General features: G+C 63.2%; 16 protein-coding genes. 6 read left to right on the top strand and 10 right to left on the bottom strand.

Features of this window, described 5'->3' with window-relative positions; translation table 11 throughout:
- The first annotated feature begins 299 nt into the window (after nucleotides 1-299).
- Both AC1DS5_RS12755 and AC1DS5_RS12760 read left to right on the top strand, forming a co-directional pair.
- Nucleotides 300-887 (top strand): putative pterin-binding protein, encoded by a 588-nt coding sequence (locus AC1DS5_RS12755; protein ID WP_477718633.1) that lies wholly within the window; start codon nucleotides 300-302, stop codon nucleotides 885-887.
- A gap of 80 nt (nucleotides 888-967) precedes the next feature.
- Nucleotides 968-1,537, top strand: a complete 570-nt coding sequence (locus tag AC1DS5_RS12760; protein WP_477718634.1) for a cysteine dioxygenase family protein — start codon at nucleotides 968-970, stop codon at nucleotides 1,535-1,537.
- A gap of 127 nt (nucleotides 1,538-1,664) precedes the next feature.
- Here the strand turns inward: AC1DS5_RS12760 and AC1DS5_RS12765 are convergent, their stop codons facing one another.
- Nucleotides 1,665-2,480: a DUF2182 domain-containing protein gene (locus AC1DS5_RS12765; RefSeq protein ID WP_477718635.1), complete on the bottom strand. Its 816-nt coding sequence runs from the start codon at nucleotides 2,478-2,480 to the stop codon at nucleotides 1,665-1,667.
- Nucleotides 2,481-2,535: 55 nt separating this feature from the next.
- Entirely contained in the window at nucleotides 2,536-3,138 is a 603-nt protein-coding gene (locus tag AC1DS5_RS12770) for a DUF1326 domain-containing protein (RefSeq protein WP_477718636.1), read from the bottom strand.
- 344 nt (nucleotides 3,139-3,482) lie between these two features.
- Between AC1DS5_RS12770 and AC1DS5_RS12775 the strand changes: the two genes are divergently transcribed.
- The gene (locus tag AC1DS5_RS12775) at nucleotides 3,483-3,962 is read left to right on the top strand and encodes a cupin domain-containing protein (protein ID WP_477718637.1); all 480 of its coding nucleotides are present in this window, start codon (nucleotides 3,483-3,485) and stop codon (nucleotides 3,960-3,962) included.
- Nucleotides 3,963-4,193: 231 nt separating this feature from the next.
- A complete protein-coding gene (locus tag AC1DS5_RS12780) occupies nucleotides 4,194-5,288 on the top strand; it encodes an enolase C-terminal domain-like protein (RefSeq protein ID WP_477718638.1) in 1,095 nt (364 codons plus the stop codon).
- Nucleotides 5,289-5,366: 78 nt separating this feature from the next.
- Here the strand turns inward: AC1DS5_RS12780 and AC1DS5_RS12785 are convergent, their stop codons facing one another.
- From AC1DS5_RS12785 to AC1DS5_RS12820, 8 genes are all read right to left on the bottom strand, one after another.
- The gene (locus AC1DS5_RS12785; RefSeq protein WP_477718639.1) at nucleotides 5,367-6,728 is read right to left on the bottom strand and encodes a TolC family outer membrane protein; all 1,362 of its coding nucleotides are present in this window, start codon (nucleotides 6,726-6,728) and stop codon (nucleotides 5,367-5,369) included.
- A gap of 111 nt (nucleotides 6,729-6,839) precedes the next feature.
- Nucleotides 6,840-7,202, bottom strand: a complete 363-nt coding sequence (locus AC1DS5_RS12790) for a rhodanese-like domain-containing protein (protein WP_477718640.1) — start codon at nucleotides 7,200-7,202, stop codon at nucleotides 6,840-6,842.
- 74 nt (nucleotides 7,203-7,276) lie between these two features.
- Nucleotides 7,277-7,978 (bottom strand): protein-L-isoaspartate O-methyltransferase family protein, encoded by a 702-nt coding sequence (locus tag AC1DS5_RS12795; RefSeq protein ID WP_477718641.1) that lies wholly within the window; start codon nucleotides 7,976-7,978, stop codon nucleotides 7,277-7,279.
- A 62-nt stretch (nucleotides 7,979-8,040) separates the two neighbouring features.
- On the bottom strand, nucleotides 8,041-11,370 hold the full coding sequence (locus AC1DS5_RS12800; RefSeq protein WP_477718642.1) for an efflux RND transporter permease subunit: 3,330 nt from the start codon (nucleotides 11,368-11,370) through the stop codon (nucleotides 8,041-8,043).
- 12 nt (nucleotides 11,371-11,382) lie between these two features.
- The gene (locus AC1DS5_RS12805) at nucleotides 11,383-12,639 is read right to left on the bottom strand and encodes an efflux RND transporter periplasmic adaptor subunit (protein WP_477718643.1); all 1,257 of its coding nucleotides are present in this window, start codon (nucleotides 12,637-12,639) and stop codon (nucleotides 11,383-11,385) included.
- Nucleotides 12,639-13,334: a TetR/AcrR family transcriptional regulator gene (locus tag AC1DS5_RS12810; protein WP_477718644.1), complete on the bottom strand. Its 696-nt coding sequence runs from the start codon at nucleotides 13,332-13,334 to the stop codon at nucleotides 12,639-12,641. Before AC1DS5_RS12810 ends, AC1DS5_RS12805 begins: the two co-directional genes overlap by 1 nt.
- Before the next feature lie 150 nt (nucleotides 13,335-13,484).
- The gene (locus AC1DS5_RS12815) at nucleotides 13,485-14,252 is read right to left on the bottom strand and encodes a YdcF family protein (RefSeq protein ID WP_477718645.1); all 768 of its coding nucleotides are present in this window, start codon (nucleotides 14,250-14,252) and stop codon (nucleotides 13,485-13,487) included.
- 73 nt (nucleotides 14,253-14,325) lie between these two features.
- Nucleotides 14,326-15,534, bottom strand: a complete 1,209-nt coding sequence (locus AC1DS5_RS12820) for an acyl-CoA dehydrogenase (RefSeq protein ID WP_477718646.1) — start codon at nucleotides 15,532-15,534, stop codon at nucleotides 14,326-14,328.
- A 192-nt stretch (nucleotides 15,535-15,726) separates the two neighbouring features.
- Between AC1DS5_RS12820 and AC1DS5_RS12825 the strand changes: the two genes are divergently transcribed.
- Both AC1DS5_RS12825 and AC1DS5_RS12830 read left to right on the top strand, forming a co-directional pair.
- On the top strand, nucleotides 15,727-16,626 hold the full coding sequence (locus tag AC1DS5_RS12825) for a LysR family transcriptional regulator (protein WP_477718647.1): 900 nt from the start codon (nucleotides 15,727-15,729) through the stop codon (nucleotides 16,624-16,626).
- A gap of 54 nt (nucleotides 16,627-16,680) precedes the next feature.
- A complete protein-coding gene (locus tag AC1DS5_RS12830) occupies nucleotides 16,681-17,058 on the top strand; it encodes a GlsB/YeaQ/YmgE family stress response membrane protein (RefSeq protein WP_477718648.1) in 378 nt (125 codons plus the stop codon).
- Nucleotides 17,059-17,072: the final 14 nt, after the last annotated feature.

Here is a 17,072-nt window from a genome sequence, read left to right on the forward strand (position 1 = left end):
AACTCCGGACTCGTCAGAACGTTGAAGAATTCCACCGCCTGGGTCGATCTCGCCCGGCGTCCAATGCTGCTGCAACGTTGATGCAAGACGCTTTGGGCATTACGATCCATGGTGGCTGGCCTTTGGGAAGATGGTTTGGGTGCTTCGTAAACAACCATCCTATCGACCCTTTGGTCAGCCATCTCCCTTTGCTTTCAAGCACTTACGCACGTCGCCGAAGGCCAACCTGCCAAAGTAAGTGCCATTCGCATTAGCCCGACTTCCACCCCATGCAACTGTCAAAACCCGGAGAGTCCCGTATGAACAAACGCAATTTCCTCGCTGTGGCCGCTGCGGCCGGCATACTGCCGGCAACCTCGGCACCTGCCCTGGCCAAAACATCAGCAAGTGGTCCTGCGCTGCTCACGGTGGCTGGTGCCATCAAAAAGGGCAACCGCGGCCCGCTGGATGCGGCGCTTGACCAGATGATGGCCAAGCATGGCGTCAAGTTCTCCGAGGCGTTTACGCTGGATACCGCGGCGCTTCAGCGTCTGCCGAGCATCACCATCAAGCCCACGCTGGAGTACGACAACAAGGTGCACACTTTGACGGGCCCCTTGTTGACCACGGTGCTGAATGCGGCGGGAGTCAAGACTGATGCTGCGCTGCGTCTTGGCTTGCGGGCTGTCGACGGCTACAACGTGAATATCACTCTGGCTGACGTGAAAACGTACCGGATGATGGTGGCCACCCACATGGATGGCACGCCCTTGGCGCTGGGTGGGTTGGGGCCGCAGTGGGCTGTTTATGATGCCGACACGCTGACCGCATTCAAAGATAAACCCGTCAAGGAACGGTTTGCCCTGTGCCCCTGGGGGCTTTATTTCATTGACGTGAGCCCTGCGTAGAACGCTTCCTGGAACGCTTCGTCAGGCATCACGCAAACACCCTCACACCCTCACACCCTCGTGGCAAGGACTAAAAAAACATGGCCTCGTCTGCTCTCGAATCCTTCGTCTCACAAGCCATGGCGCACGCGCGCGATCTCCCTGAGCCTGCCGACTGCGTGCTGGCGCTCGCCCCGCTGATGCTCGAACTCATCGAACGGGCAACGACGTTTCTTGAACCGCAGCACTATCGAAGCGACCCGAACCACTACGCTCGCAATCTCGTCTACAACGCACCGGATGCAAGCCTCTCGCTCTACACCCTGGTTTGGTCGCCGGGGCAATGGACGCCGGTACACGACCACGGCAGCTGGGGTGTGGTTGGCGTATTGGAGGGCGTGCTGGAGGAGCGTGACTACGTGCGCCTGTCACCCGACAGCGGGGCCGATGAAGGCATTCATCTTGTGCGTGGTGGCGTCATCCTCTTGGGGCGCGGTGCGGTCACGAGCTTTGTGCCAAACCCCGACCACATCCACGTCACGGGCGTTCCACCGGAGAGGCCCCGCGCCGTGAGCCTGCATCTTTACGGCCGAACGATGAACAGCTTCAATACCTATGACATTGCCTCAGGCACACGCCGGCGTGTAAGCGTAGCGCACAACGAAAGTTGAACCGGGACCACGGGCCAGAACACCAAATCCAGGGGCTGCCTGACCCGGCCTGGGGGTTTTATTTCATCGACGTGAGCCCTGCGTAGAACGCGCTACAACACGCGGGCCGCCTGCTGTTTCTTTGAGTTCAGGCGTGGGTTGCCACCAGCACGGCGGCCCACGACAGCAGCGCAACACCAAGCGGCGTGCTGAGGCGTCGGCCCCAGGAAACGTTTTTTTCGATCGCCATCACGGCGGCAAGAACGAGCATCCAGCCGAGGCTGCCGGTGCCGACCGCGAACATCAGCAGCATCAGTGCCCAGCAGCAGCCCACACAGAACAGGCCGTGGTGCGCACCCAGCGCGAACGCCTGCCGCGCCTGCGCATGCCCACGCCAGTGCTCGATCACGAAGCTCAAGGGCGTGCGGCACTTTTCAAGGCACCGGTACTTCAGCTTGCTGAACTGAAAGGCGCCGGCCAGCGCAATCGTCGCTGCGCCAATCAGCCAGCCGTGCCAGGCCAGCGTGGGCACGCTGGCGAGCAGGGTCAGCACCGCGCTGTGCAGCGCATGCGCCAACAGCCCGAATGCGCCCCACACCGCCATGTAGCCCAGGCCGAGCAGCAGCAGCAGGCGCCCATGGTCCGGGCGTTCGGCCGTCAGCCGGTCGAAGGTGTTGAACAGGGGCAGGGTGGTGGGCAGCATCATGGCTGTCGTCATGAGTATCCACGCGGCGGCGTACAGCACCATGGGCACGACCACATCGCCAGCGGGCACGATGCGGCACAGAAACGCCGCCGGGCCGGAGGCTGTCCAGTCAGCGTGCTCGAGATAGCGCCCGTACGGGCTGCGCGCCCACGCCCACAGCGCCATCCACGCGAGCGCAACCAGCGCGACCAGCACGGGCAGGAACACGCGATGGTGGCGCGAGAGGATTGGCGGCGCCGGGCCTGCCACCGGGTTCATTGGGAAATCTCCGCGCTACGCGTTGTTGTATTGGCCCTGGGAGCGGCCCAATGGCTCATGCGTCGAAGACGAAGGTGCTCTGCAGGGCGTTGTGGTTCTTGATGTCGAGGTTAATGCCGAGCGCGGCGTTCTTGGATCGGTAGGTCGGGGCCTTGCCAACAAACACCGGCGCCCCCGGGACCGTCGAGAACACGGTGTCGGATAGCGTGGTCAGCCCACCCATCGCACCACGGTACGGCTCGAGTTCAGCGAAGTAGTTCTTGCCGATCTCGAGTATGCCCTTGCCTTCCTCGACGGTGAATCGGATTGGCGCCCGTTCCACCGACACCACCTCGCCTATGAGCTTGGCAAGATCGGCGACCGGGCCGCCGGCCTGGCCGGTGTAGACCTTGAGCAGTGCCTCTTCCTGTTCCTTGGAGGCCTTGTCGTCGACAAAGATCGCGGCCCTCCAGTTGCCTTCCAGGATATTGCCGGGCACATGGGCCACGGCTGCAATGGTGTTGCCGCCTACATCGACGCCGTCGACCGTTCCCTTGTCAATGCGCCATGCGACGATGGTGTCGCAGGTGCCGTTGTCCGGATCTTCACCGATCCAGCAGGGGCACAGGACGTTGCAGTTGCAAACCTCGAGCAGACGACCTTCCAGGTGATAGCTCATACGAACCTCCATGGGAGCCACATGAACAGGGACTTGTCGTCTTGGCTCGCGGCGGCAAGAGAAAATGATTCTCCGCCGCGGGATGTGCCAAGTCAAGGACGGTGATGGGTGATAAATAGTGATGAAAGGCGATGATGGCCAGCGCAGGGGGGTGAGGGCAGTCCGAGGGGCAGTCCGAGGGGCAGTGGGAGGCCTGCTCTGACGTTCAGGCGCTGACGTTCAGATATTCACCAACGAAACGCCATGCAGGGTTATCCTCCAATTAGAGGATGGACTGGCTGGCTCATCGCTCCCAGACTCGGCTCCTCACGACTGCCGGTTTCAACCAAAAGGAGAACTGACCTATGCGTACCCGAACCCTCATCGGCCGCTCATTGCAGCTGGCTCTGTTGTTTGTTTTGGGCCTTGTCGGCTCATTCGCGCTCGCCCAGGCGCCTGCCCAGGAGCAGGCGCTGACGCGGACGGCCCGTGATGCACAGCTGAAGTGGGGGCCCTGCCCGCCGTTCTTGCCCAAAGGATGCGCGATCGCCGTGCTTCATGGCGATCCTGCGAAAGAGAACGTGGATGTCTTCTTCAAGGTGCCCGCCAAGTCGACCATTCCGCTCCATTGGCACACGTCGGCGGAGCGCATGATCCTCGTGGCAGGTGAGCTTCATGTCACCTATGACGGCCAGAAAACAGCCGTTCTCAAGCCCGGAACTTACGCCTACGGCCCACCCAAGGCACCGCACAAGGGCTTCTGCGCCAGCACCAGTGCCTGCGTCCTCTTCATTGCCTTTGAATCGCCGCTGGACGCAGTGCCCGTCGAGAACAAAGAGAAGTAACGCACCGCTGCCCAATAAATCGTTCGAGCGGACGCGCTAAACGCGCGGATATTGAGGATCGCAAGCTGGGGTTGCGAGGTGGTGTGCTGGCCGCCTGCAGAGGCCGGCATCGGCCCGATATGAGCCGGATGGCCTTATGCGCCTTGCCCGTCTGTTGATCCAGTTGCACACCGTCCGAGATGAGCGCATCCTTCAACACCAGTTGCTACTGCCACGCAGTAAGGAGGTCGTATGAAGCCTGCAAGACTCACCGTAAAGGATGTGCGCGCCCGACCCGTGCTCGTGCCCTTGAAAAGGCCAATCGTCTCGCGGGTCGGCTTGTTCCAAGATTGGCCACTGATCCTCATCGATCTGGAAACGAATGAAGGAATCGTTGGCCGCAGTTATCTCGAACCTTATCTGAAGCATTCTGCGCGTTACATCGTGCCGATGATTGACGATCTTGTTCAGGCCATCAAAGGGCGCGCCGTAGTACCTTTTGATGAGTACCGCAAGGGAATCAACTCGCTCCACCTCGTTGGACGGGAAGGCCTCTCGATGATCGCGGTTTCGGGTCTCGATATGGCCGCCTGGGACGCGCTCTCACAGGCGGCGGGCATGCCGCTCGCCGAGTATCTGGGCGGATCCATAGGGCCCGTGCCTGCATATAACAGCAACGGTTTGTGGCTCACTCCGCTCGAATCCATTGGAGCCGAAGCTGACGAACTCGTACGAGAGGGTAACTTTTCAGCGCTCAAGCTTCGTCTCGGTCGGGACAAATTGGAGGACGACATTGCCTGCATTCACGCTGTTCGGGACGCGGTAGGCAGCGACGTCAAACTCATGTGCGACTTCAACCAGGGCCTGTCTTTCGGCGATGCGCTCCTACGCTGTCACGCATTGGACGATCATGGTCTGTATTGGTTTGAAGAGCCTATCACCTATGACAACATCTCGGGCTACGCGCAACTGGCTCGCGAGCTGAAGACACCGCTACAACTCGGCGAGAACTTCTACGGGCCGCGTCATATGTACCAGGCACTTCTCGCCGGTGCAGGCGACCTTGTGATGCCGGACATGATGCGAATTGGAGGCGTCAGCGGCTGGCTGCGTGCAGCAGCCATTGCGGGCGCCGCAGGTGTTCCCATGTCAACTCATCTGTATCCGGAAGTCGCGGCACACCTCATGCGAGTTACTGAAACGGCGCATTGGTTGGAGTGGCAAGACTGGGCAGATCCCGTGTTGACGGAGCCGTTCAAGATCGAGAATGGGTTTCTCTGCATACCGGACCGGCCTGGGCAGGGCATCACGTGGGACGAGAAGGCCGTTGCCAGGTACTTGTATTGAACGAGCCCCTGCTGCGTACCGCGCCTTAACCCTTGCTTATGTGACCGCAAAGGGCACCAGGCGGTCTTGCCCCGCTTGTTATTTGACCAGCAGCCCGTCAATCTGGCGCAAGTCCTCTGGCGTCAAGGTGCCGTTGGCTTGCCGCAGGCGCAGGCCGCCCAGCAGCACGTTGTAGCGCGCCTGGGCCAGGTCGCGCTTGGTCTGGAACAGCTGGCTTTGCGCGTTGAGCACGTCGATGTTGATGCGCACGCCGACCTGGTAGCCCAGTTTGTTGGCGTCCAGCGCGCTCTGGCTGGACAGCTCGGCCGCTTCCAGGGCCTTGACCTGGCCCTGGCCCGACAGCACGCCAAAGTAGGCGGTGCGCGTACTTTGGGACACGGTGCGTTTTGCCCCCTCGAGGTCGCTGCGCGCCTTGTCCTTCAGTGCGAGGGTTTCTTTCACGCGGTTTTGCGTGGCAAAGCCGGCAAACAGCGGGACATTGAGCAGCAGGCCGACATTGCTGGAATTGGTACGCGTGGACAGGATGCTCGTAGTAGTGCCTGACGGACTGCGGGTGACGTTGTAGCTGGCGGTGGCGTCGAGTGTGGGCTTGTGACCGGCTTCCGCTTTTTTGACTTCGAGCTCGGCAATGTCCAGCCCGCTTTGCGCCTGGCGGATGCTGGGGTGTACCGCTTCGGACTGCTGCACCCAGGCATTGACGTCGGCCGGCACCACCGGCGGCAAATTCACTGGGGCCAGCAGGCCCTTGGGCTGCGATTCGGTTTTGCCGACCAGCTGGTCCAGCGCGATTTTCTTGACGCGCAGGTCGTTCTCGGCGGCGATTTCCTGGGCAATCACCAGGTCGTAGCGTGCCTGCGCTTCCCGGGTATCGGTGATGGTGGCGGTGCCCACCTCAAAGTTGCGTTTGGCCGAGGCCAGCTGCTCGGCCACCGCGGCCTTTTGCGCCGTCACAAAGGCCAGCGTGTCCTGCGCGGCCAGCACATCAAAGTAAGCCTGGCTGGTGCGCACGATCAGGTCCTGTTCGGCTGTCTCCAGCTGTGCCTTGGCCAGATCCACCTGCCGGGCACCCTGCTCGTAAGTGGCCCAGTTGAAGGGACGGTACAGCGGCTGCGTGGCGGTCAGCGTGGCGTTTTGCGTGTTGAAGCTGCGGTCGACCACCGGGTTGGTGTTTTCGAAGCCGGTGCGTGACGCGCCCGCCGCAAGGCCCGCCGTCGGCAGGATCCCGGCCTTGGCCTGTTCGGCCCTGGCAAGGTTGGCGTCGTATTGCAACCGGGCCGACTGGTAGGTTGCGTCAAACGCACGGGCTGATTCGTACAGTTCTACAAGACTCTGGGCCTGCGCCTGCTGGGCAACAGCCATCAACGCCAGGGCGATTGCCATCGACAGGGGCGCTATCACAGGAGGCAACGCAAGCGCCTGAAGTTTCTTGGGCGTGGTCATAAGGGTCCTGAAGAAGTGATGAATCGGCAAATAAAAGGCGAGATGGAAGGCGAGAAGGCAGGGAAGGTGGGCAATCGGCTCAGCGGGCTGTCAGCCGGTCGGCAGCAGTCATCAGTAAATCGGCACGGAAGGGTCGACCTGCTGCGACCAGGCGTCAATGCCGCCTTGCAGGTTGACGACCTCGGTGAAGCCGCTTTGCGCCAGGTAGTTGGCCACCTGCAGGCTGCGCATGCCGTGGTGGCACAGGCAGGCGATCGGCTGGTCGGTGCCGCCGGCTTCCTGCAATTCGGCCAGGCGCGCTGGAATCTCGCGCATCGGGATGCGCATCAGCCGGAAGCCGTCCTCCTTGATCGATGCGGTCTGCAACTCCCAGGGCTCGCGCACGTCGAGCACCACGGGCGGGGAGCCGGGCGCGGCAGCCTGTGCGCTGTCACGCCAGGCGGCGAAGTCGGAAGGATTCAGTTGGGAAATCATTGCGGCGCCCTTGGTTCCTGATATTGCTGGTGTTGCAAGTGTTGCTGTTTGGCAGGTGGTGGCAAGAAAGCTTGTCAGAAGTTGAATTTCGAAGGCTCGGCGAAGTTCAGCAGCCGCGGCGCCACCGTGTCCCAGGCCTGGGTGGTGCGCCAGGATTCTTCGGCGACACGCGTGACCAGGGTGGCGCGCATTACGGGCTCAAAACCCACGATGGCGCTCAGGCGTCCGCCGACCTTGAGCAGCGACAGCAGCGAAGCGGGCACCTCGGCGACCGAACCGCTGAGCACAATCACGTCAAACGGCCCGCGCAGCGGATCGGTGCTGGACACAGCCTGCGCAATGTTGGCGGCGCCGTCGCCGGTGCGCACTTCGGCGTTGTAGATGCCGGCTTTTTGCAGGTTGTCCCGTGCCATCTGGGCCAGCGTGGGGTCGATTTCCAGCGTGATCACTTGCTGCGCGCGGTGCGCCAGCAGCGCCGCCATGTAACCGGAACCGGCGCCGATTTCGAGCACTTTTTCGTGCTTTTGCACGGCCACATCCTGCAGGATGCGGGCTTCGACCTTGGGCGCCAGCATGCACTGGCCGGGGTTTTTCTGCTGCGCCGCTTCGGCGGTCAGCGGGATTTCCATGTCCACAAACGCCAGCGCCCGGTAGGCGGCCGGTACAAAATCCTCGCGCTTGACCACGGCGAGCAGTGAAAGGACCTGGCTGTCCAGCACTTCCCAGGGGCGGATTTGCTGCTCAATCATGTTGAATCGGGCTTGTTCGTAGTTCATGGGGGACCTGTGGGTTGGCGGGGTAAGAAGGGAAGGGGAGTGCACGAGATAAACCCTTGATTTTAGCCGGGGCTGGAGACGGAAGCCGGGCCGGCGGGAGCCGCTTCAGCCGGGGCGGCCGCGTGCGCTTTTCGGCGGAATTTGCGCTTGAACCACTGGCCCAGGTCGTCCAGGTAGCAGTAGGTCACGGGCACCACCACCAGGGTGAGCAGGGAGGAGGTGATCACGCCGCCGATCACCGCCTGGCCCATGGGGGCGCGCTGCTCCGAGCCTTCGGTCAGGGCAAAGGCCAGCGGCACCATGCCGAAAATCATGGCCAGCGTGGTCATCAGGATGGGGCGCAGCCGCACCCGGGCCGCCTCCAGCAGGGCCTCGCTGCGGTCCAGGCCGGGCACCTGGCGGCCGTCTGCGCCGGTCCAGGGCCGGCGCATGCGGATGGCGAAGTCGACCAGCAGGATGGCGTTTTTGGTGACCAGGCCCATCAGCATCACCACGCCAATGACGGAGAACATCGACAGCGTGGAGCCAAACAGCAGCAGGGCCAGCACCACGCCGATCAGCGTGAGCGGCAGCGAGGTCATCAGGGCCAGCGGCTGCAGAAAGCTCTTGAACTGGCTGGCCAGGATCATGTAAATAAACACAATGGCCATCACCAGCGCCGAGACGGCATAGCCAAACGACTCGGCCATGTTCTTGGTGGAGCCGCTGAACTGGTAGCGGTAGCCCGGCGGAAGATCGATGCCATCCAGCACGGCCTTGATGTCGTTGGACACCTCGCCAGCCGAGCGGTTGTAGACGTTGGCGTTGATGGCTACCTCGCGGGTCAGGTCGCGCCGGTTGATCTGGTTGGGGCCGGTCGATGCCTTCACGCTGGCCACCTGGCTGAGCCGCACCACGCGCGTGGAGCCGTCTGCATTGCTGCCGATGGCGCTGCTCATGAAAGGCAGGCGCTCCAGGTCCTGCGGCGCGTTGCGCGCATCGGGCGCCAGGCGCACGTTCACGTCATAGGTCTGGTCGTCGGGTGCGCGCCAGTTGCCGACGGTCTGGCCGGCCACCAGCGTGCGCAGCGAGGCCGCAATCTGCGACACCGACAGCCCCAGGTCGGAGGCGGCATCGCGCCGCACATCCACTTCGATCACCGGCTTGTCGGCCTTGACGCTGGAGTCCAGGTCGACCAGGCCGGGAATGCCGCGGATTTTGTCGGTGACGAGGCGGCTCAGGCGTTCCAGTTCCTTGAGGTCGGGGCCCTGCAGCGAAAACTCGACCTGCTTGTTGCCGCCCACGGCGTCGAGCAGGCCAACGTGGGTCACGGTGATGCCGGGCACCTGCTTGAGACGCTCGCGCAGCACGCCCGACATCTGGTCGGCATTGCGGCTGCGTGCCTTCCGGTCGACCAGCCGCACATACACGCTGGCGTACATCTTGCCCTGTGCGCTGCCGGTGTTGAGGGTGGCCAGCGTGTAGTTCACCTCGGGAAATTCGCGGATGATGGCTTCCACCTGCCGGGCCTTCGCCTCGGTGGCTTCCAGCGATGAGCCCACGGGGGTGTAGAAGTTGAGCGAGGTCTCGGAAAAGTCGGCCTTGGGCACAAACTCCGTGCCCAGCAGCGGCACCATGACGAGACTGACGAGGAAAATCACCACGGCCAGCGCCAGCGTGGCCAGCTTGTGCAGCAGCGACCAGCGCAGGATGGCCTGGTAGCTGTTGCCCAGCGAGTCGGTGGCATGGTCGAACCAGCCGGTCACGCGGCCAATGGTCTTGTCATACCAGGTGACCGGCGCGCGGTGCCGGCCGTGCGCCTCGATGGACGGGTCATGCCAGATGCTGGAGAGCATCGGGTCCAGCGTGAAGCTCACGAACATCGAGATCAGCACGGCCGCGACGATGGTCACGCCGAACTCGTGGAAAAACTTGCCGATGATGCCGCCCATGAAGCCGATGGGCAGGAACACCGCGACGATGGAGAACGTGGTGGCCAGCACCGCCAGGCCAATTTCCTGCGTGCCATCCATCGAGGCCTGGTAGGGCGCCTTGCCCATCTGCACGTGCCGCACAATGTTTTCGCGCACTACGATCGCGTCGTCGATCAGCAGGCCCACGCACAGCGACAGCGCCATCAGCGTGATCATGTTGATGGTGAAACCGAACATGTTCATGAAGAGGAAGGTGCCGATGATGGAAATCGGCAGCGTCAGCCCGGTGATCACTGTGGAGCGCCAGGAGTTGAGAAACAGGAACACGATCAGCACCGTGAGCAGGGCGCCTTCGGTCAGCGTGCGGCGCACGTTTTCCACCGCGACGCGAATCGGCCGCGAGCCGTCGGTGATCAGCTCCAGCCGGGCGCCGGGCGGCAGCAGCGGCTGCATTTCCCGGATGGCCTTGTTCAGCCCGTCGACTACGGCAATGGTGTTTTCATCCTGGGCTTTTTGCACCGTCAGCAGCAGGGTGCGCTCGCCGTTGTAGAGCGCCAGGCTGTCGAGTTCCTGCGCGCCGTCGGCAATGCGCGCGACCTGCTCGACAGTGACAGGCGCGCCGCCGCCCGCGGCCATGCTCTTTCGTGCCACGATGATCTTGCCGAAGTCCTCGGGCCGTTTCATGCGGGCGTCGATCTTGACCACGCGCTCCTGCGCCAGCGAGCGGATGGCGCCGACCGGCAAATCCTGGTTTTCGCTGCGCACCGCGTTGACCACCTGGTCGGCGGTGATGCCCAGCGATTCCATGGCCTGCGGGTTCAGGTCGATATTGATTTCGCGTTTGGTGCCGCCTACCAGCGTGACCGAGCCCGCACCGCGCACGTTTTCCAGGCGCTTTTTCAGCACCTGGTCAGCCCAGTTGGTCAGGTCCACCGCAGACATGCCAGCCCCCACGCTTGTCGCTTCGCGTACTGCGCTGCCCCCCGAGGGGGCTGAACTTGCTTGGGGCGGCCCGGCGCTGCGTTCGGCTATTTTTGATCGGGCGGGGAGTACTGCTACCGACCAGATCGCGCGGCTGGCCGGGTCAAAGCGCAGCACGCGCGGCTCCTTCACCTCATCGCGGAAGCTGGGCCGGATCGCCGCTATTTTTTCGCGCACATCTTCGGCTGCCTTGCGCCCATCCACATACAGCTGGAACTCGATGATGACGATGGCCTGGCCTTCGAAGCTGCGCGAGGTCAGGGCATTGATGCCGGCGATCGAGTTGACGCCTTCTTCAATCTTCTTGGTGACTTCGCTTTCCACAATCTCGGGCGAAGCGCCGGGGTAGTCCGCCGTGACGACCACCACCGGGAAGTCGATGTTGGGGAACTGGTCCACCTGCATGCGCTGGTACGAGAAAAGCCCCAGCACGACAATGGCCAGCATGACCATGGTGGCAAACACGGGATTCTTGAGGCTGACCTGCGTGAACCACATGGTTTGTGCCGTTCAGGGGGCCAGTTTGGCGGGGGCTGGCGCAATGGCCGGTGCATTGCTGGCGGGATTCACCGCGGCGCCGTCCGGTGTGCCCGGCATCTTCGTGAACCGGACGCGGGTTCCTTCACGCAAGGCCGGAATTTCGCCCCGGATCACCAGCGTGTTTTCCGCCAGTCCCGTGATGGCCACGACCTCTTCATTACCGGACGTTCCGCGCGCGCCAGGCTCCACCGCCCGGTGCACCACCCGACCGTTTTCAATCGCCTGCACATAAGGGGCCGGCTTGTCGGTGCGCACCGCGCCGACCGGGACCGCCAGCAGCGATGCCCGCACCGTACCCAGCGTGCCCTGTGCGAACAGGCCCTGGCGCAAGGGCAAGGCACGGCCTTCGCCGGCGCCGGTGCCGGCTGATTTGTCAATGTTGTCAATGTTGTCGATCGCCAGGTAGGCCAGCACGCTGCGGCTGCCCGGCTGCGCACTGGGGTTGATGCGTACGACGCGGGCGCTGATGGGCCGCCTGCTGCCTTCGATTTGCAGCTCGGCGCGCTGGCCCACCCGCACGTTCAGGGAGTCGGTGGCGCTCAGGGTGGCCTCGAGTTCGAGCCGGCTCAGGTCGACCACTTCCACAATCTTCGCGTCGATGCCCACCCGTTCGCCCGGCTGCGCCAGTCGCTGCGACACCTGGCCCGAGATGGGCGACCTGAGCACCGTGTCATCCACCGATTTGGCCGCAACGTCGGTGGCTGCCAGCGCTGCCCGATAGGTGGCTTTGGCGGCATTGAGGTTGGCCAGTGAGGCGTCCAGCGCGGTTCTGGAAATAAAGCCCTGGTCTACCAGCGCCTTGTTGTTGTCGTACTGGCGCTGCACCACCTCGACCTGCGCCCGGGCCGATTCGGCCTGCTCCCGCGCCTGCCGCACGCGCGACTGGTATTCGCCGGCATCAATGCGCGCAATCACCTGGCCGGCCTTGACGAAGTCGCCTTCGCGCACTGCCAGGCCCTGCAGTTCTCCGGCCACGCGGGCCTTGATCACGGCGGAGTTGACGGCCTTGAGCGCGCCCGAGACCGCCAGGCCCTGCAGCACCTCGCGTGGCGCCGCCTTGACCACGTCGGTCGCCGCGAGTTCCACCAGGCTCTGGTCTTTGGCCGCGCTGGCGGCGGCCAGCGCCTGCTGCTGGGCCTTGCGGGCCGACAGGGCACGCAACACGCCGCCCGCGACAAGCAGGACGATGACGAGGGCCACAGCCCATTTGACCCAGCGTTTCGTCATCAGGCTGGTTCCAGGCTCCGACCCGACTCACCCGGGCGAGCGCTCACGCCGTACAGAATGGTGTTGACCTGCATGGCCACGTATTTTTTGGGGTCCATGTCAATGTCGTCGCGAACGCACACGCCCATGGAGTGCTTTGACAGCATCAGGAAAATCATGGGTGCGATCACGGTGTAGACGCCGTAGTCGAGGTCCATGTCGCGGAACTCGCCGCGCTCTATGCCTCTTTGCAGGATGCGGCGAATCAGGCTTTGCCCGGGCTGGATCACTTCCTGCTGGTAAAAAGCCGCGATCTCCGGAAAGTTCTTTGCTTCGCTCATCATCAGCTTGGTGATGCCCGAGGCTTTGGTGGCGCCGACGCGGTCCCACCAGACATTCATGCAATAGGTCAGCATCTCTGCGCTGGTGCCTTCGAAGTTCTCGAGTTCCTCGTTCCATTCCTTGAAGCGGCCCGAAATGTTTTCGCGCACCACCGCCTTGAGGAGTTCTTCCTTGCTTTGAAAGTACAGAAAGAGGGTGCCCTTGGACACGCCGGCACGCGCCGCCACTTCTTCAGCGCGGGTGGCGGCAAAGCCTTTTTCGACGAAAAGATCCAGCGCGGCGTCCAGCAGTTCGCCGGGCCGTGCTTCCTTGCGGCGTTCGCGCTTGGCGGCGACCGACGGAGTGGGTGGGCGGACGAGTTTGGAAAGTGGCATGATTACTGACTGACTGGTTAGTAATATAGCCACTTGCTTTCTGACCGTCAACCAGGTTGATCGGGTTGATTGGGTCAATCGGGTCAACCCGACGCCATCCCCGCACCCGGACGGGGCGGGTCGGTAGACGCCTCGGGTGTTAACTGCGCTTCAAAGGCGTGCCAGCGCGAGCGCCAGCCACTCGCGCAGCACCTGGCGCGAGGCCATCAGCCCCTGCGCAGAAGGCATCCATTCCAGGATATCGCGCTCCAGCGGGACCACGTAGCCCATGGGCGCTGGTGTGACCTGCAGGCCGACAGCCTCAAAAGCGGCGACGGAGCGCGGCATGTGCCAGGCGTGAGTGACCAGGGCGATGCGCTGCACGCCATCGCGCCGGAGCAGGGGCGCCATCAGGCGGGCATTGCCTGCCGTATCACGCGCCTCGGCTTCGTTCCACCGCAGTGTGATGCGGTAGTCCTGCAAGGCCGCGCGCCTTGCCACCTCGGCTTCAGAGTCCCGCTGTGCATCGCTGGCCGCCCAGCCCATGCCGCCGCTGAACCCGAGGGGCAAGCCCGACTGGCGTGCCAGCCAGACGCCATAGCGCAGGCGTGCCGCCGTGTGTGCATTGGGTTGGGCCTCGCCGTATTCAGGCGCCTGCGGCAGCGCCCCGCCGCCCAGCACGACCACAGCCTGCACCTTGCCGGTTTTCAGCGCGGCCACGGGGAGCGGGGCGAATTGCGGCAGGATGGTGCGCGCCAGCCAGACCGACGTGCCATGGCAACTGAGCAGCCCCAGCAGAATCAGCGACACCAGCGCCAGCGAGAGGCCGCCGCGCCGTCCCCGGAAGGCCAGCAGCAAACCGAGCAAGGCGAGCAGCAAGGGCGCCACGGGGGGCAAAGCCAGGCTGGCCAGCAGCGGTCTGAGGGTGCCGAATTCCATCAATTGCTATAAAAATAGAAACTGATGGTACCCCGCGCGCCGGGGCGGCCGTTCCTGAGCGCTCAGTAAAAGCTCAGTAAAAAGCCTGCAGGCCGGTTTGCGCGCGCCCCAGGATCAGCGCATGCACATCGTGCGTGCCTTCGTAGGTGTTGACGGTTTCCAGGTTGATCATGTGGCGGATGACGTGGTATTCGTCATGGATGCCGTTGCCGCCGTGCATGTCGCGCGCCATGCGGGCGATGTCGAGTGACTTGCCGCAGGAGTTGCGCTTGATCAGCGAAATCATTTCAGGCATGGCCTTGTCCTCGTCCATCAGGCGGCCTACGCGCAGGCAGGCTTGCAGGCCTAGCGTGATCTCGGTCTGCATGTCGGCGAGCTTCTTTTGAATGAGCTGGTTTTGCGCCAGCGGGCGGCCGAACTGCTGGCGGTCCATGGTGTACTGGCGGGCGCGGAACCAGCAGTCTTCGGCCGCACCTAAAGCGCCCCAGGCAATACCGTAGCGCGCCTTGTTCAGGCAGCCAAACGGGCCCTTGAGGCCGGACACATTGGGCAACAGGTTGGCATCGGGCACAAACACGTCGTCCATGACAATTTCACCGGTGATGGAGGCGCGCAAGCTCATCTTGCCCTCGATCTTGGGAGCGGAAAGGCCCTTCATGCCTTTTTCCAGCACAAAGCCGCGAATTGCTTCCTGGCCGCCGACCTTGCCGTCCTCATCTTCCAGCTTGGCCCAGACCACAAACACGTCCGCAATCGGGCTGTTGGTGATCCACATCTTGGAGCCCTTGAGGATGAAGCCGTCTACCCCGTCACGCGTCGCGGGCTTGGCCCGCGTCAACATGCTGGCCGGGTCCGAGCCGTGGTTGGGCTCCGTCAGGCCGAAGCAGCCGACCCATTCGCCGGTGGCGAGCTTGGGCAAATACTTCTGGCGCTGCGCCTCGCTGCCATAGGCATGGATCGGGTGCATGACGAGCGAGCTTTGCACGCTGATGGCGCTGCGGTAACCGCTGTCCACGCGCTCCACTTCGCGCGCCACCAGGCCGTAACTGACGTAATTGAGGCCGGCGCAGCCGTAGCCTTCAATGGTCGAACCCAGGAAACCCATGGCGCCCGCTTCATTCATGATCTCGCGGTCGAACTTTTCGTGGCGCGCGGCCATCAGCACGCGGGGCTGCAGTTTTTCCTGGCAGAACTCGTGCGCGGCGTGCACGATGGCACGTTCGTCGTCGCTGAGCTGCTCCATCAGGAACAGGGGGTCTTCCCAGTTGAATTTGGTTTTCATGGTGAGTCTCCTTCTGGATGCATTCGAGATGCGTTGAGGTGCGCTGAAGTGCGTTGGGGCTTTTGCAAAGTGTAGGACTTGGGGCGCCGCCATTGCGCCGCCTTTCGGCCCACCGTAAGTCACCCATTGTTTGACAAGCATGAATAGTTGTCTAATATCAAATAACGATCCAACGATACATTTTTCATATTCATGGAATTCCGCCACCTCCGCTATTTTCTGGTCCTGGCCGAAGAATTGCACTTCGGCCGGGCCGCGCAGCGCCTGTCGATTTCGCAGCCGCCGCTGTCGCTGAACATCCAGCAGCTGGAGGCCTCTGTCGGCGCGAAGCTGTTCACCCGCAACAGCAAGGCGGTGCAACTGACGGCCGCAGGGCTGGCCTTTGTGCCGGCGGCGCGTGCGCTGATTGACCAGGCCGCGCAGGCTGCCAGCCACGCGCGCGACGTGGGGCAGGGCATGGCCGGCAGCCTGGCCATCGGGTTTTCCGGCACCATGCTTTACAGCGGCTTGCCCAACATCCTGGAACGCTTCCAGGCAGAGCATCCTTTGCTGCGCCTGACGCTGAAGGAGCTCAGCTCCAGCGAGCAGCTCATTGAACTGGCGCATGACCGGCTGGACCTCGGCTTTGTGCACACCACGCGCGTGCCGCCCGAGTTGTCGCAGATCCTCGTGTCCAGCCAGGCGTTTGTGTGTTGCCTGCCGGCGGGCCATGCGCTGGCGCGCAAGCGCTCTTTGTCACTCAAGCAGTTGCATGGCGAGGCGTTTGCCGTGGTGTCGCGCGCGGTGTCGCCCGACTACCACGAGCGCATCCTGGCGATCTGCACCGAAGCCGGCTTTTATCCGGAATTCCGCTACGAACTGCGGCACTGGCTGAGCGTGGTGTCGCTGGTGTCGCAGGGCATGGGCGTGGCGCTGGTGCCGGCGGCGCTGCGGCAATCGGCCATGGCCGGCGCCGCCTTTGTCCCGCTGGATGCCGCCACCACGCCTTACGACACGCACTGCCTCTGGAAGACCGCGCGCGACCACCAGTCGCTGGCGGCCTTTGTGAAGGCGGTGCGCGCCATCGCGCCGCCTGTGTCTGAAAAGGCCTGAAAAGGCTTTCCATACCGGCAGGCGGCCGCCAAAAAGCAAAGAGCAAAAAGGCCCTTGCAAAAGTATGTCCCGCGCACGGGACCTAAAGCTGTCACCATAGGGCAGTTCATGGACTTCAAGGAGAACGGCATCAACCCGTATATCTGGTGTGTGGTGGGTGTGCTCCTTGGCGGGCTGGCCTGCCTGCTCGCGAACACCCGCGAAAAAATCATCATCCTCGAGAACCTGGGTGTCGGCGTATTCGGCGCCTACATTGGCGGTGACTTTGTGGCCTCCCTGCTCAGCCATGGCGCTACCAACGACAAGACTTTCAGCATGGGCTCGCTCGGCCTGGCTGTCGCGGGCGCGGTTGTCTCGCTGATCCTGCTGCGGCTGATGCGCCGCGCTGTCGGCCCCATGCACCAGACCAAAGGCCCGCGCCGCCGGGATTGAGCCGCTGCCCGGCA

It is taken from the genome of Polaromonas sp. P4_H1 (assembly GCF_056400945.1).

Bases quoted from the DNA above. Each gene is read 5' to 3' on its own strand.
- AC1DS5_RS12755 (WP_477718633.1), top strand. From the start codon at position 300: ATGAACAAACGCAATTTCCTCGCTGTGGCCGCTGCGGCCGGCATACTG.
- AC1DS5_RS12760 (WP_477718634.1), top strand. From the start codon at position 968: ATGGCCTCGTCTGCTCTCGAATCCTTCGTCTCACAAGCCATGGCGCAC.
- AC1DS5_RS12765 (WP_477718635.1), bottom strand. From the start codon at position 2,480: ATGAACCCGGTGGCAGGCCCGGCGCCGCCAATCCTCTCGCGCCACCAT.
- AC1DS5_RS12770 (WP_477718636.1), bottom strand. From the start codon at position 3,138: ATGAGCTATCACCTGGAAGGTCGTCTGCTCGAGGTTTGCAACTGCAAC.
- AC1DS5_RS12775 (WP_477718637.1), top strand. From the start codon at position 3,483: ATGCGTACCCGAACCCTCATCGGCCGCTCATTGCAGCTGGCTCTGTTG.
- AC1DS5_RS12780 (WP_477718638.1), top strand. From the start codon at position 4,194: ATGAAGCCTGCAAGACTCACCGTAAAGGATGTGCGCGCCCGACCCGTG.
- AC1DS5_RS12785 (WP_477718639.1), bottom strand. From the start codon at position 6,728: ATGACCACGCCCAAGAAACTTCAGGCGCTTGCGTTGCCTCCTGTGATA.
- AC1DS5_RS12790 (WP_477718640.1), bottom strand. From the start codon at position 7,202: ATGATTTCCCAACTGAATCCTTCCGACTTCGCCGCCTGGCGTGACAGC.
- AC1DS5_RS12795 (WP_477718641.1), bottom strand. From the start codon at position 7,978: ATGAACTACGAACAAGCCCGATTCAACATGATTGAGCAGCAAATCCGC.
- AC1DS5_RS12800 (WP_477718642.1), bottom strand. From the start codon at position 11,370: ATGTGGTTCACGCAGGTCAGCCTCAAGAATCCCGTGTTTGCCACCATG.
- AC1DS5_RS12805 (WP_477718643.1), bottom strand. From the start codon at position 12,639: ATGACGAAACGCTGGGTCAAATGGGCTGTGGCCCTCGTCATCGTCCTG.
- AC1DS5_RS12810 (WP_477718644.1), bottom strand. From the start codon at position 13,334: ATGCCACTTTCCAAACTCGTCCGCCCACCCACTCCGTCGGTCGCCGCC.
- AC1DS5_RS12815 (WP_477718645.1), bottom strand. From the start codon at position 14,252: ATGGAATTCGGCACCCTCAGACCGCTGCTGGCCAGCCTGGCTTTGCCC.
- AC1DS5_RS12820 (WP_477718646.1), bottom strand. From the start codon at position 15,534: ATGAAAACCAAATTCAACTGGGAAGACCCCCTGTTCCTGATGGAGCAG.
- AC1DS5_RS12825 (WP_477718647.1), top strand. From the start codon at position 15,727: ATGGAATTCCGCCACCTCCGCTATTTTCTGGTCCTGGCCGAAGAATTG.